The sequence below is a fragment of the Paenibacillus sp. Y916 genome (assembly GCF_056786435.1).
Genome location: NZ_JBXCJA010000007.1, coordinates 1 through 14,320, shown reverse-complemented (window position 1 = coordinate 14,320; position 14,320 = coordinate 1). Strand labels below are relative to the sequence as shown.

General features: G+C 42.0%; 15 protein-coding genes. 9 read left to right on the top strand and 6 right to left on the bottom strand.

The genetic code is table 11. The features are described 5' to 3' along the window. The 4 genes from AC1TO9_RS15490 (at position 1) to AC1TO9_RS15475 (ending at position 3,850) form a co-directional block, all read left to right on the top strand. Positions 1–849, top strand: coding sequence for an ABC transporter permease (locus AC1TO9_RS15490; RefSeq protein ID WP_482059761.1), 849 nt, complete (start codon positions 1–3; stop codon positions 847–849). Positions 850–863: 14 nt separating this feature from the next. Continuing rightward, positions 864–1,874, top strand: a complete 1,011-nt coding sequence (locus AC1TO9_RS15485) for an ABC transporter ATP-binding protein (RefSeq protein WP_482059760.1) — start codon at positions 864–866, stop codon at positions 1,872–1,874. After that, positions 1,871–2,839 carry an ABC transporter ATP-binding protein gene (locus AC1TO9_RS15480; RefSeq protein ID WP_482056450.1) on the top strand — a complete coding sequence of 323 codons (969 nt, stop codon included), beginning with the start codon at positions 1,871–1,873 and terminating at the stop codon, positions 2,837–2,839. The genes AC1TO9_RS15485 and AC1TO9_RS15480 overlap by 4 nt, the downstream gene beginning before the upstream one ends. Before the next feature lie 78 nt (positions 2,840–2,917). After that, the gene (locus tag AC1TO9_RS15475) at positions 2,918–3,850 is read left to right on the top strand and encodes a metallophosphoesterase (RefSeq protein WP_482059759.1); all 933 of its coding nucleotides are present in this window, start codon (positions 2,918–2,920) and stop codon (positions 3,848–3,850) included. Positions 3,851–4,028: 178 nt separating this feature from the next. Here the strand turns inward: AC1TO9_RS15475 and AC1TO9_RS15470 are convergent, their stop codons facing one another. Genes AC1TO9_RS15470 through AC1TO9_RS15455 form a run of 4 tightly spaced genes read right to left on the bottom strand, consistent with a single transcriptional unit; the run spans position 4,029 to position 5,938 of the window. Continuing rightward, on the bottom strand, positions 4,029–4,334 hold the full coding sequence (locus AC1TO9_RS15470; protein WP_482056452.1) for an MGMT family protein: 306 nt from the start codon (positions 4,332–4,334) through the stop codon (positions 4,029–4,031). A 17-nt stretch (positions 4,335–4,351) separates the two neighbouring features. Beyond that, the gene (locus tag AC1TO9_RS15465) at positions 4,352–4,918 is read right to left on the bottom strand and encodes a DUF4825 domain-containing protein (RefSeq protein WP_482059758.1); all 567 of its coding nucleotides are present in this window, start codon (positions 4,916–4,918) and stop codon (positions 4,352–4,354) included. Further along, positions 4,908–5,591 carry a permease prefix domain 1-containing protein gene (locus AC1TO9_RS15460; RefSeq protein WP_482059757.1) on the bottom strand — a complete coding sequence of 228 codons (684 nt, stop codon included), beginning with the start codon at positions 5,589–5,591 and terminating at the stop codon, positions 4,908–4,910. The genes AC1TO9_RS15465 and AC1TO9_RS15460 overlap by 11 nt, the downstream gene beginning before the upstream one ends. A gap of 14 nt (positions 5,592–5,605) precedes the next feature. Continuing rightward, positions 5,606–5,938 (bottom strand): PadR family transcriptional regulator, encoded by a 333-nt coding sequence (locus AC1TO9_RS15455; RefSeq protein ID WP_482059756.1) that lies wholly within the window; start codon positions 5,936–5,938, stop codon positions 5,606–5,608. A gap of 78 nt (positions 5,939–6,016) precedes the next feature. Between AC1TO9_RS15455 and AC1TO9_RS15450 the strand changes: the two genes are divergently transcribed. The 5 genes from AC1TO9_RS15450 (at position 6,017) to rnhA (ending at position 12,105) form a co-directional block, all read left to right on the top strand. Further along, positions 6,017–6,199 carry an ATP-binding protein gene (locus AC1TO9_RS15450; protein WP_482059874.1) on the top strand — a complete coding sequence of 61 codons (183 nt, stop codon included), beginning with the start codon at positions 6,017–6,019 and terminating at the stop codon, positions 6,197–6,199. 179 nt (positions 6,200–6,378) lie between these two features. Next, on the top strand, positions 6,379–8,139 hold the full coding sequence (locus tag AC1TO9_RS15445; RefSeq protein ID WP_482059755.1) for a CHASE2 domain-containing protein: 1,761 nt from the start codon (positions 6,379–6,381) through the stop codon (positions 8,137–8,139). Then, positions 8,136–9,824 carry a FecR family protein gene (locus AC1TO9_RS15440; RefSeq protein ID WP_482059754.1) on the top strand — a complete coding sequence of 563 codons (1,689 nt, stop codon included), beginning with the start codon at positions 8,136–8,138 and terminating at the stop codon, positions 9,822–9,824. The genes AC1TO9_RS15445 and AC1TO9_RS15440 overlap by 4 nt, the downstream gene beginning before the upstream one ends. Positions 9,825–9,875: 51 nt before the next feature. Continuing rightward, a complete protein-coding gene (locus tag AC1TO9_RS15435) occupies positions 9,876–11,369 on the top strand; it encodes a stalk domain-containing protein (protein WP_482059753.1) in 1,494 nt (497 codons plus the stop codon). A gap of 70 nt (positions 11,370–11,439) precedes the next feature. After that, entirely contained in the window at positions 11,440–12,105 is a 666-nt protein-coding gene (gene rnhA / locus AC1TO9_RS15430; protein ID WP_482059873.1) for a ribonuclease H, read from the top strand. A 119-nt stretch (positions 12,106–12,224) separates the two neighbouring features. Here rnhA and AC1TO9_RS15425 read toward each other — a convergent pair whose 3' ends face one another. Further along, complete coding sequence (locus tag AC1TO9_RS15425; RefSeq protein ID WP_482056459.1) at positions 12,225–12,602, bottom strand: hypothetical protein; 378 nt, start codon at positions 12,600–12,602, stop codon at positions 12,225–12,227. Positions 12,603–12,917: 315 nt separating this feature from the next. Continuing rightward, positions 12,918–13,793: a cation diffusion facilitator family transporter gene (locus tag AC1TO9_RS15420; protein WP_482056460.1), complete on the bottom strand. Its 876-nt coding sequence runs from the start codon at positions 13,791–13,793 to the stop codon at positions 12,918–12,920. Between the last annotated feature and the right edge of the window lie 527 nt (positions 13,794–14,320).

Sequence of the window (14,320 nt, the reverse complement as noted above, 5' to 3'; positions counted from 1 at the left end):
ATGATGATTATGAGAAGAATGATGCAGTCACCATGGACCATAAAAATCAGTTTCATTCTGGCCATTCTGTTCGCTTTAGTAATACTCTTGGCCCCATGGATTATGCCCTATGATCCCGATGCAACGAATTTATTGAACAACAATCAGCCACCCGTGTATTTAGATGGAAGCTGGGATCATCCGCTTGGAACGGATCAAATTGGTAGAGATATATTATCTCGGGTTATTTACGGTCTTAGAGTCAGTGCGAGTATAGCTCTAGTCGGGCTTGTGATCGGATGTATTGTCGGTGTAACAGCGGGTTTGATCAGTGGTTATATTGGAGGAACTGTAGATAAAATCATTATGGCAATCGTGGATTTTCAATTCGCAATACCATATACATTAATTCTATTAATGGGAATTGTATTACTTGGAAATGACATCATCGTGCTGGTTGCCTTAATCGGCCTAGCCAAATGGGAGAGCTATGCTAGAATTACACGAGGACTCGTGCTTTCCTTGCGTGAGAATCAATATATAGAAGCAGCGCAAGTATCAGGCGCGTCAGGAAGGTATATTATATTTAGACATATTTTACCGAATATTCTACCTACGATATTAGTCATGATGACGCTCAATTTCCCTGCGATCCTCACGATGGAATCGACGCTATCCTTTCTAGGCATAGGTATTCAACCACCAACGGCCAGCCTGGGAAGAATGGTAGGTGACGGAAGGAACTACTTGCTTACTTCCTGGTGGATTGCGATCACTCCATCCATCATTATTATTGTCATGACATTGATTATGCAGTCTATAGGAGATTGGTTCAAGGATTCGATGGACATTTCCGCCATTAAGGATTAGGAGAATTAAATCATATGAAGCCTTTACTAGCCATTAAGAATCTTCAAGTCGGTTTTCGTCAAAGAGAACAGGAAGTCTATGCCGTCAATGGAATTAATCTCGAAATATATCAAGGTGAAACAGTTGCTATCGTAGGAGAGTCAGGCTGCGGTAAGTCACTTACAGCTCTTGCAGTTATGGGTCTTCTAGGGAACCAGAACCATTCGACGAATACGTTTGTTAAGGGCGAAATCACATTGAATCTCGATCAAGACAGAACAGAACACCTCGTAGGTATGACAAGTAAGCAGTACGATACGTTAAGAGGATCCGCTATGTCGATGATATTTCAGGAGCCCATGACGGCATTAAATCCTTTATTAACGATTGGAGAACAGGTAGCGGAGATCCTTGTGAAACATAAAGGGATGGCGAAGTCCAAAGCCTTTGCAAATACCGTAAAGCTGTTAGAGAGTGTGGGGATCCCGGATGCTGCAACAAGGATGAAGTCTTATCCATTCCAATTATCTGGAGGACAGAAGCAACGCGTGATGATTGCCATGGCTATGTCTTGTGAACCGAAGCTATTAATTGCAGATGAGCCAACCACAGCCCTGGATGTAACGATTCAATCTCAAATCCTATATCTTCTTAAGCAGATCAAACAAAGTCAGGGGACGTCCATGATGTTCATTACACATAACTTGGGAGTCGTCGCTCAGTTTGCAGATAAAGTGGCAGTCATGTACCGCGGGATTATTGTTGAAAGTGGTACTGTAGAGCAAATATTTCGTTCTCCTAAACATCCATATACGAGACTACTTCTTCAGTCCCTGCCTAAAAAAGGTCTTCGTGCCACCAAAGGTGATAGGCTTGCCGCAATTCAGGGGACAGTACCAAGTCCATCTGTTGAAATATATGGTTGCTCTTTTCACAATAGATGTCCTTCTGTGATGGCGCAATGCAGGTTGGAGATTCCCATCGAACGTGAAGTCGATTCCGATCACATGGTTCGCTGTTTCCTGAAGGAGGGACCTGAGAATTGAATGGACAGGATAACAAAATGATAGCCAGTACGAAAGACTTAAAAGTATATTTTAAATTCGGTTCTAAGAAACAGTCATACGTTCGAGCCGTAGATGATGTGTCCCTAGGAATATACAAGGGAGAAATTCTTGGACTTGTAGGAGAATCAGGCTCAGGTAAAAGTACCTTAGGACGAGCACTGCTTCGTTTAAATGAACCATACTCTGGGCAAGTGTTGTTTAATGAACAGGATATTACCAACCATAGAATGAAAGAGATGCGTCCTCTCAGAAAGCAAATGCAAATGATCTTTCAAGATCCTAATAGCTCGTTGAACCCTCGTATGCGATTGAAAGACATTATCTGTGAGCCGCTTTATGTCAATAAGATAGGTTCGCATAAAGAACAATTAAGAATGGTTAAGGAAGTTCTAGATCAAGTACAGTTGCCTCAGGATTGTTTGGATCGGTATCCGCATCAATTATCGGGTGGACAAAGGCAGCGCGTAGCTATCGCGAGATCATTAGTTACAAAACCGAAATTTCTTGTTGCAGATGAACCTGTTTCTGCTCTGGATGTATCTGTGCAAGCTCAGATTTTAAACCTCTTATCAGATCTAAGACAGGAGCTTGGCATAACTATTCTGATGATTTCACATGATCTATCGGCGGTGGAATATATCTCAGATCGAGTGGCTGTCATGTACCTCGGTAAATTAATGGAGATCGGAACCGTAGATGATGTATTCGGGAACCCAGTACATCCCTACACAAAGGCATTGTTAGACTCTGTTCCTGAACCTGATCCATTTATAATAAAAGATGCGAAGCCCATCCAAGGAGATATTCCCAGTCCCGTAAATCCTCCTTCGGGATGTGTGTTCAGGACTAGATGCCCGGTAGCTACACAGGAGTGTGCTCATGTCGTACCAAGTTTAACAACAGTGAGCTTTGGACACGAAGCTGCATGTATACATTTATCGTGAAAATATGAGTGTTTGATTTCATCTGACAAGCTCGGTTATAAAGTTTCGATTAGAACATATAGAAAAGAGGTTGAAGGCATGACAGTGGATGATGTCTCGCGGACGTTATCATTTATTGTAATTCCAGATACACAAAAATTATCTAGACATTATCCGGATCTATTTAAGGGAATGACCCACTGGATTGCGGACCATGCCAGTAATCTAAATGTGAGCATGGTTGTCCACTTAGGGGATGTTGTGGATAGAGGAGCAAAGGACGAGGGTGAGTACCTTCGTGCTTCGGAGGCGCTGGATACGATATATAAAGCGGATCTTCCGCTAGTTATTGCGCCAGGAAATCATGACTATGATCTGCCAATCATCTCGTCTAGTAGACTGATGGAGAATGTAGACAGCAGAGCGCTTTCGATGTTTAATCAGTATTTCGGTGTGCATAGGTTTCAGGATAAATCATGGTTCGGGGATGTGTTTGAACGTCAGAAGTCCGAGAATATGTATGCATTACTTGAAGCAGGAGGTGCATCGTTTCTATTTCTTGTTCTTGAATTTGGTCCACGAGATGAAGTTATGAACTGGGCAGATCAGATCATTCGAGAGAACCAGGATCGTCAGGTCATTGTCATTACGCATTGCTATATGTATAAGTACGGTGAAAGGACGAAACCGGGAGATGATGCCAACCCGAAAAACTATGTGGCTACAATGGATGGTAATGACGGTGAAGATATATGGCAAAAGCACTTGAAGTACCATTCCAACGTGATTGCTGTATTCTCTGGGCATCATATCTCTGAGCCTGTTAGTCACAGGATTGATTACGGTGTACATGGGAATAAGGTCTGCCAACTATTCCAAAATTGGCAGAGTGCTGAATTTGGCGGGGAAGGTCGGTTTCGAATTGTTGAATATGATACGGTGAACAAACAGATAACAACGAGAGTATTTAATCCAAGGACAGAACAATTTGAATTAGCACCAGGATATGAACTACGTTTAGAACTGCTTTAAGCAAGATGAGCTATCAATTCCATTTATGGATTTTAGAGAGCATCCAAGGGTGCTCTTTTTGGCGCTGAGTTCCTCTTTATGCAAATATGCCTTAGTAGAAATAGCTGTCGACTTGTGTACGAGAAGGCTTGACCATCGATTATATCAAATGATGAACGGCCGGACGATGCTACGGAACCTACCCATCATGACGATAGATGGATAGATCAACCCGTCCGTTCCCATTGAGTTGAATCCCTTCTTCCTCTAGTAATGCCTTCTGAAGAAAGCTGGATTCATCATCGCGAATGGCTATTTCACCTTTGACGTTGATTACTCTATGCCATGGAAGATCATATTTATTGCTCATGGTGTGTAGAATTCGGACCACCTGTCTAGCACCGCGAGGACTTCCGGCAGAAGCGGCGATCCCGCCGTATGTCATAACCTTCCCTTTGGGGATAGCTCGTATAATGTCAATCACTTGTTGCGTAAATGGCTGCATTAGGTTCTCCTATTTCATCAATTTGGGGTGCTAAATATCGTATTCATACAATCGGACACATAGTGGTCATCCGTAAGTTTGCTTTGAACTAGTTCACGCCAAGTTGCTTCATCGGTTAGGGTAGATAGGTCATCTACTCCATACCATAGTGCAACAGCACTGCGCGTTACTTCATAAGAAGCTCCCTCAAAATTAAACTGAATGGCTTCAAGGTTATCGATTAAGGATAATGCTGCGGTAGCATTGTATATTAAGGATGTTTCTAGGTGCTTTTTGTTCATATTCGATAACTCTTCTTTGTAATTAATTTCTAAAGTGAATATGTCAGGGAACTGTTGAAACGATTTGTCTATATTAGCTAAGGGCAATGAGCCGATCAGATTCATGTTATTCGAAGCATTGCCCATATAATTGTTACGATATTTCAAAATGGATGTCACATCATGTGTAAGTGGGTCTTGCTGATCTTCAGCATATTGTTGTGCATTCTCAGCACGCTGTGGGATAACAATCCCCTGTACGATTGCAAGTGAAATCACGCCGACAAGTAACAAGCAAATGATTACAACGTTCCTAGTCTTCATAAGAGACACCTACTTCATATTTATGCAACAGCCTCAGAGCGCTATTGAACAGTAATGGTATGATGATGGAGATCATAGGTAAAAGAAATGGAATAGCTACGACAGCAAACTGATAGGGCCCATCGATGTGTATAGGTCGCATAAACCAAATATTGCTTCCGAACCGAAGTGCAGTTGTAGTCGTGATGGATACCACCATAAAAAGCCCCCAAATAATCCAAACCATTCTTCTATATCGTAAAAACGATTCTACAGGGAGAGTAGAGACTTTGTTGAGCCAATGATCTTGCTTGTTTCCATTTAAAAGTAAGAAGACGACACCTAACACAATAACGATCATGAATAGGAATAGGCTAACTGGTCTTGTTGTGCCTAAAATCCCAAGAGGTATAGTCAATATCCAAGCAATCAGAGTATACATTAAAGCGATCTGTACGAGCTCCAATTGAAATCTGCGTGTATATACTTGGTGATTACCATCGATTAAACCGTCGATAGAATCCATATGATCAATAGCAATCGTTATGGCTTGCTCCATTGGCATTCCATCTGCGATTAGATCGGATACTTTAGCTTCGAGGTTCGATATAATCTCATATTTCAACTCTCTCGTTTGTTTATTTTCTTTGTATCCTGAGAATAAATGTTCGACGTGTTGCTGTAACCGATTCATAAGGGTTCCTCCTATTATTCTATAAGCTGGTCAATTAAATCTTTGGCAATCTTCCAAGCTGCAACATTGGCTTCATATGTTTCAATGCCCAATGGGGTCACCGTATAGTATTTACGTCTGCCTCCTTGACTCTCATCACCCCAATAGGAAGATATTAGTTTCTGTGTTTCAAGTCTCTTTAAGCTGCTGTAAAGCGAGGGTTCTTTCAATTCATAATGACCCTGACTATATTTGGCGATCGCCTTTATTATTTCATATCCATAGTTATCACTTTCGCTGAGAACACGAAGAATGATGGTGTCTACATGTCCACGGATTAATTCGGGACTAATATTGCTGCTGGTCACATTCCTCACCTCTAGATTACAATGTAATATATATTACTATGCGTGTCAAAGTAATTATTCAGGATAGCTAAAATGTAGATAGGGGAACCGTTTCACACAACCAAACAAGATGGAAATGGCCTCGGCATGACGATTGTCTACAAAATACTGACGTCACATGGAGGGCAATTGGATATTACGAGTGATGTAGGTGTCGGGACAACCGTTGATATTTACTTTCCACTACAAGATGAAACTAACTTCAATAGTTATATGATCTGATTGAATACTTAAAATAATATGACGATTTGCTAGATTTTTCGTATATAATAGTAAATAATAAGTCGAAAATGTGACATATTCTAATAGAGAGCGAATTATGTTTGACCGTCTTATTGCAGAGGATAATATGTTTTTGTAAGTTTTGAATTGGAATGACATAAATGGAGGTGCGATCCGGATTGAAGCTAAAGCTCGTACATGTGATGGTTTTACTTACAGCCCTTGTCTGTATCCTAATGTACAGAGGAGCCTTCGACTCGATTGAGTACTTCTTTCAGGATCGGGTGATGCAACATGAAAGCGCTGTGGATACTCAAATTGCCATTATCGCGATCGATGACCAGAGTCTTGAAGACCTTGGGAGTTGGCCATGGAGTAGGAGTATCCATGCAGGGTTAGTAGATACACTTACGTATGGTAATCCTGCTGTCATTGCTTTTGACGTCACATTCCCTACGCGTTCAGATGATATAGATTCAGACTATGCATTCGAGGATGCAGTATCCCGTGCCGGGAATGTTATTCTGCCTGCATATGGAACCTTTGCTCCGTCTGCTAAGCCCGGAGAAATCGAAGCACTGAGTCTGTCTGAGCCATACACTGAACTAAAGGAAGTGGCAGGAGCTGTAGCTCATATTAATACGATACCTGATCGTGATCACGTTGTACGTAAGTCACTATACAGCTTCAAATATGATGGACAATCTATTCCAAGCATGGCGTGGTCTGTTTACCAAATGTACATGGAACGTACGGGTGAGAGTGCGAACCCGGAGAAGCCTCCGCTAGATGACTTTGGTAGATTCTACATTTCGTATTCAGAGGCTCCTCAGGAGTATGAGGCAATTCCTTATTCTGCTGTGCTTAGTGGGGAGGTTCCGGCTGAATATTTTGAGAATAGAATCGTTCTGATTGGTCCATACGCTGTAGGATTTAAGGATGATTATCGAACACCACTCAGTGGAAAAGGTACATCATATGGTGTAGAAATTCATGCTAATATTGTGCAGGAACTACTAGATGGTGATTTCAAAAAAGTACTAGATTGGAAATGGAATGTTGCCATATTACTAGTTACTGCGGTGATCGCCTATTATTTATTCCGTAGATTGAAGTTGTTATACTCCATTCTTGCTGTGGCTGTTATTATCGCAGTGTTTATTATGGGAGGTAGCTATATATACGGCAAAGGAACGATTATTTCATTGGGATATGTTATCCCTTTCCTAATCGTAAGTTGTATTGTCGTTATTTGTTTTCGATATGTTCAGGAATTGTTGGAAAAGCGCAGAGTTACGGATATTTTCGGTCGATATGTCGCTCCACAGGTCGTTAATCAAATATTGAAAAGTGGGGATGAGGGCTTGAAGCTCGGCGGAAGTCGCCGTGAACTGACCATTCTATTTGTAGATATTCGTGGGTTTACGACACTATCTGAAATAACGGAGCCAGAGGAGATTGTCGAAATTCTGAATGAGTATCTCGATCTGACGGCGAATTGTATTTTTCAGTATGAGGGGACTTTGGATAAATTTATTGGGGATGCGACGATGGCTATATTCAATGCCCCGCTATTGCTAGAGGATCACCCTATGAAGGCCGTGCAGGCTGCTTGGGCGATGAAGGAAGGATCTGCGGCAGTCGAAGAAAAGTTGATCGCACGTTTTGGGTTTGGGGTTAAGTTCGGTATAGGCATACATACGGGTCCAGCCGTATTTGGTAATATTGGATCAAAAACTAGAATGGACTATACTGCGATTGGAGATACGGTCAATACGGCGGCTCGTTTGGAGAGTAATGCGAAGCCAGGACAGATTATTATGAGTGAGGCCACCTATGAAGCGGTGCAAGAGAGGGTTACAGCCACTTCCCTAGGAGAAATTAAAGTAAAAGGCAAGGAAAAGGGAATATCAATATATGCATTGGAGGGATTGAAATGAGGCTTATAAAGCTATTATTAACGGTGTTATTAGTAGCGGGTATGATATTACCTTCTATTGTTGCTGCTAAGGACACTGACAAGGCTGGGAAAATAACATCGGTTAGCGGTAAGGCTGAGGTAAAGAAGAGTGGTGGAACGAAGAAGTTCAACGCATTCAAAGGGATGGCTATCACGCAAGGCGATATGATTATTACTGGAGCTAACGGTAAAATGAGCATGGATCTCGACAACGATAAGGAGGTCACAATAGGTCATGAAGCAACGCTTACGATAAGCCAGTTGGTCAAGAGCGCCAAAGCGCTTGAAGGTAAAACGAGTCTGAAACTACATAATGGACAAGTCATCATTACAGTGAAGAAGAAGCTCCAAGGGGATTCTCGTTTTGAGATTGAGACACCTACCGCGATCATGGGTGTGATGGGCACGCAATTCTTCGTTGGAGTTAATCCTGTGACGGGAGAAAGTTATGTTGCTGTGCTTGAGGGAATTGTCAGCTTGACTCATGCGAATGGAAGCGAGGGTCCGCAGATACTTCCGAGCGAACAGCTTCTCCTGAATAGAGACGGAGTAGGCGAGATAGCACCGCTTGATCTGAATGCTTTGCCGTTGTTTGCACTTGAGAAGTATTCTGAAGAAATTCAACAGATTGAAGTTGATAACGGTGACCGGAAAAATGCATTGAAGCAGTTAATAGAAGAGAAACAACGGCAAGCCGCTATTGATGCGGCTAATAAGCCAGGACCAGCAGTGCGCCCGACCATTGTTTATAACGATCCATCTACGGGGGATAGTGCAGGTGGAGGTGGTGCGAGTGGAGGAACCTCAGGTGGGGGCGGAGGTTCAACACCAGATCCAACACCGAATCCAACACCAGATCCAACACCGAATCCAACACCGAATCCAACACCAGATCCAACACCAGATCCAACACCGAATCCAACACCAGATCCAACACCGAATCCGCCAGACCCGGTAGACCCAACGCCAGACCCAATCCCAGATCCAGTAGTCGGAATACCTGAGTTTGAGTCGATGGACTTTTCTGATAATAAGTATTCTTATATCAAGAGTGCTAAAAGTTTTAGTCTGCCATTCAGTACGAATATTGCGTTCAATGATGCTACCGGAGCTCCGGATAAGCAAGGGGTTATAGTTACCGTTCTAGGTGGAAGTTCCCTTCCCAATCCAGTAGTAGATATCACTACTCATGGGAGAATGTTAACAATCACATTGGAAAATAATATGGAGATCGGATCTGTGGTAATGATAGAGATTGAGGCTGACACGTTGATGAATGCTGATTATGGTGATATACAAACGGATCCTGTGGACATGTTTGAATGGATGTTCGAGCCGGGAGTAGATCCAGATGAGATAAACGTAGATGCTAATGGCATAGCGGACCAAAGTGAAGTTACCCTTTATACACTAGGATATGCAGTTGGAGATTTAGAGTTATTCAATGAAGTTACCCAAGTTACTACTACTCTTGTAAGAGGTGAGGGTGGAGGGGCTGGTTATGATTATGAGATAAACCCAACGAGTACGACAACATTTGTATTTAAGCTCTCAGATTATTTACTAGATGGATTGGATCCAGGTCCATACTATCTTTTCATTCCATTGCTGGATGATGGTGGGAATGAAGTGGAAAGAATTATGGTCTTTATTACTAGAGGGTAGACTTCAAATACAGATACATCACAATATAAGGCCCAAAGAGGAGGTTAACAGATGAAGAAACAGTATATATCTATAACTTGTGCAGTCTTACTTCTTACATCGGCATTCGCTATGACAGAGTCAGTGGTAGATGCGCAAGTGTCAGTAACCTCGAATACTACTAAAGATAGTGTTACAACAGTGAACGCCAAGGGCAAGGCTGTCACATATGCAATCCAGAACATCAACCAACCCTGGGGGATAATTGCCGCCTCTGATGACAGCATCATTATTGTTCAATCTGGAAGTGGGCAAGTAAGTAAATGGACCAATGGGAAGTTGGTGTCTATAGCAGGACAGGATCAAAGTGGTTATTTCGATGGAATAGCTTCCAAAGCCGCTTTTAGTCAACCAACGTTCACGGTAGTAGATAGTAAGGGTACGATCTATGTTAGTGATACGGATAATCATGTGATTCGCAAAGTGGATGATGGCAAAGTATACACGCTTGCTGGGAACGGGATCGCTGGCTATAAGGATGGTAAGTTAGGAGGGGCGCAGTTTAATGCGCCTGGGGGATTGAGTGTCGACGATAAAGACAATGTGTATGTAGCGGATACACTTAACCATGTCATTCGTAAAATTACACCGGAGGGTACAGTCACAACTTACGCAGGAGTTACTGGACAAATAGGTGGTTATCAAGATGGACTCCTTGCAGAAGCGCGGTTTAATGAACCTATGGGACTTGTTTTTGATGACAAGGGGAATCTATACGTTTCAGATAGCGGCAACCAATTAATTCGCCTAATTGACGGGGACACAGTGGAGACATTTGCGGGTGAATTGACGGAAGTTGATCCGCTAACGGGATATATGGTGGGTGGATATCGAAATGGAGAGAAAGCGGAAGCTCTATTTAATCGACCTCGTGGTCTCGCCTACAAGGATGGCGTACTGTTCATTGCGGATAGTCTAAATCATCGGATTCGTGCTGTGCAGGCTGATGGCAGAGTTCTCAATATTGCTGGACAGAGTACGCCGGGTAATGAGACTGGTACTGTGGAGGAAGCGATGTTCAATCAGCCCTCTGCGCTTGCTTTTATAGCAGGAAAGTTATATGTGTCAGATACATTGAATCATAGTGTGAAAATATTAGATATTAACCCTAAGGCGTTACAATCGGTGCGCAGTGAAACGGATTTGCTTGATGCAACCGAGTTATCTCTAGCAGGTGATGATATTCAAGTATGGCTGAATGGTCGGCAGATATTATTTTCACCTACAACGAAGCCGTTTCAGAATGATGGAGGATTGTACATTCCCGTAAGGACTATGTTTGACTCTTTAGGAGCACAATTGAAGTGGTCGGCAGTAAGCAAGGAAGTGCAAGTCGCTAAGGATGGTTGGAACCTTGACTTGAAGCTTAATACAGATCAGGATATACTGCTTCTTCAAGGATCAATGTATGTAGAAATATCACAATTAAGAAAAGTGACCTCATTATTGTTGGTTTACGACGAAGAAAGTAATGCGATCGTGATCGATAGTGGAACTTTTGAATAGTCGTCAATGAACAGGTGAGAGTTTGGATAATGAAGAAGTTGAAGCTTTGAATGTTGAAGGGATGAATATCGTGGCAAAGCAGAAGTATTATGTAGTATGGGTTGGGAATACGCCCGGGATCTACACGAAGTGGCCTGAATGTCAGGCGCAAGTAGCCCAATTTAAAGATGCTAAATTTAAGTCATATGATTCTCAAGCAGAGGCAGAGCAGGCTTACCGTGATGGTTGGAAACAGCATTGGGGCAAGAAGAAGCCAGAAGGTAAAGCTCTGTCGGGGACATATCAATCCAATAAGTCGACCTCTTCGAAGTCGAAAGCTTCAATAGAAGCAATTGATTATAACAGCATCTCAGTTGATGTTGGAACTAGGGGGAACCCGGGTCCTATTGAGTATAGAGGTGTGGATACACAGACGGGAGAGATTGTATTCGAACAAGGACCTATTCCGAAAGGTACGAATAATCTCGGGGAGTTCTTGGCTATCGTACATTCTTTAGCGTTTTTGAAAAAAGAGGGAAGTACAAAGACGGTTTACAGCGACTCCAGAACAGCTCTGAAATGGGTGAGAGAGAAGCAAGTTGCGACAACTTTAGAGCGTGATGAATCGACTAAGGAAGTATGGGGTTTAGTGGATAGAGCGCTACATTGGCTACAAACGAATCAATACGATAATAAGGTACGCAAGTGGGAGACGAAAGAATGGGGAGAGATCAAGGCTGATTACGGGCGTAAGTAAGTCTAGTGAAAAGATAAAGATTGTCTGTCTGATTCTCTTGCTGAGAGGAATCGAACCCTTAAAGAGACAAAAGGCACTGCCAGCATGTGGGCAGTGCCTTTTGTTATAGTAGGTGCTTACTAAGTTCCGTGCACACTATTTGTAATCAGATCTCTAACTTCCGATTTCTGTGCTTCGTATTGGTGAAGAGTTAGACCTCCGCTAGCATAACGTAGATCCAACTGTGATATTAATTCCGAAACCTGTAAGTTAATGACCTTTTGGACATCGACATCATTATTCTGAGCAAGATCAGCTAGTGTACTACCATCATATAGTGCATTATATAATTCTTCATTAGAAGAAAGCTTTAGAACATGGAGTAAGTCATCTTTGACTGGTGCGGTGACGTTCAGCGATTTTGTGACTGGATTGGCACTTGCCTGACTATTCCAGGAAGCTCCACCGATCGTTACAGCGATAACAAAGGAGCCGACTATAATGATTTTCTTCATCATTTACCTCGTTTCCAAATATGTATTTACGAATATAGTCTTTTGAACAACCTCTTTATAGTGCGAATTCAAAAAGTCAGCTTTTCAGCACCGAGAAGATTGGATGAAGTTAGAGAGTGAGGAGCGGAGCGTAGGCAGTACCTACGTGAGCACCGGAAGGACCGGCTGAATTCAATATTCGATGTCGAATACGCCTCTTGCTAACCTTCGTGATCAAAAGATGTCTTTATGAACAACCTCTTATAGGGTTCGTTGTGTAATGTCATTATATCGGTCTAACCTTAGGGCTACATTAAAATAGGTTTAAGATCGGATAAATCAATCTTCTGTTTCAGTAGGCTCAATATGAATATTTACATGTGAAATTTTATGTGTAATCATCATACGATCCTCGACTTCCTCTGAGATGTCATGACTTTCCACGACATTTAAGTGACCATCTACCTCAATAGTAACATCGACTAGTATGTTATTTCCATGGGTACGTGCTTTGATATCTTTAATGGACCCCACACCGGAAGTGCCAGCGATCGTTTCTTTTATTTTATCAAGTTCTGTTTCATCAAATCCATCGGTTAAGGCGTGAGTAGCATCTCTAAAAATATCCCAAGCTGTTTTACAAATAATGATCCCTACTAAGGTTGCAGCTAAAGGATCTAACCAAGGTAAGCCAAACTGGGAGCCGACAATCCCTATAAATGCACCAATACTAACAAAGGCATCCGAACGGTTATCTTGAGCTGCAGCATTAATCGCATTACTATTAATTCTCCTAGCAAGGCGAATATTGTATCGATATACCAGTAACATCACGAGAGCACTGAATAAGGCCGTCCATGCAGCAATCATACTGGGGGTACCTATCGTTGGTTGGAAGAATTTCTGCACTGCTTGAGTTAATACTTGAATTCCGACAGCGATCATGATGAAGGAGGCTATTAATGCGGCGACAGTCTCAGCGCGGAAATGCCCATACTTGTGGTCATGATCGGGTGGTCTCCGAGAAATCTTTAGTCCAATAAGAACGGCGAATGAGGCAATGATATCTGTTGTATTATTAAGTCCATCAGCAAGTAATGCTGCTGACCCAGAAGAAAGTCCAATAAGTAGTTTAAGAACGGAGAGACATACATAAGCAATAATACTGACCCATGCGCCTTTTTCTCCTTCTTTAATTTCGCTGTAAGCATCCAATTTCCGGTACCTCCGAATTTTATAGTCTCTAGATCATACTGGAGACGTTGTGTGTGGGTCTAGAGAAACAGTATTGCCCTTGCGCTTAAAAATAGTACCTTAACAACTTATTTAGTAAGGGTGAAACATCTCTCTATAGAAGAAACAGATTTTTAAGATAATTCTACCTATATACATTTAGGAGGTTTTCTTATTGAAAGAGAGATAGATTAGGAAGGGAATATAATTGTCAATAATTACAACTTGCTAAGGTGGAACTAGAAATGGTATATTCTTATTCCGGCCCAATAAACATTGTTTAAATGGATCGGCAAGCAAATCATCGATTGAAACAAATCGAAAATAAAGCTTGCATTATGAAATCTCACATGTTATGATATAAAAGTTGTCACCGAGACACACTGGTGAATAGCGAAAGAGAAATTGATCTTTGAAAACTGAACAACGAGTGAGTGGTTTTCACGAAAGTGAGAACAAAACAAATGAGAAATCATTTGGATTGAGAATGTAATATTCTCGTCAGTTTG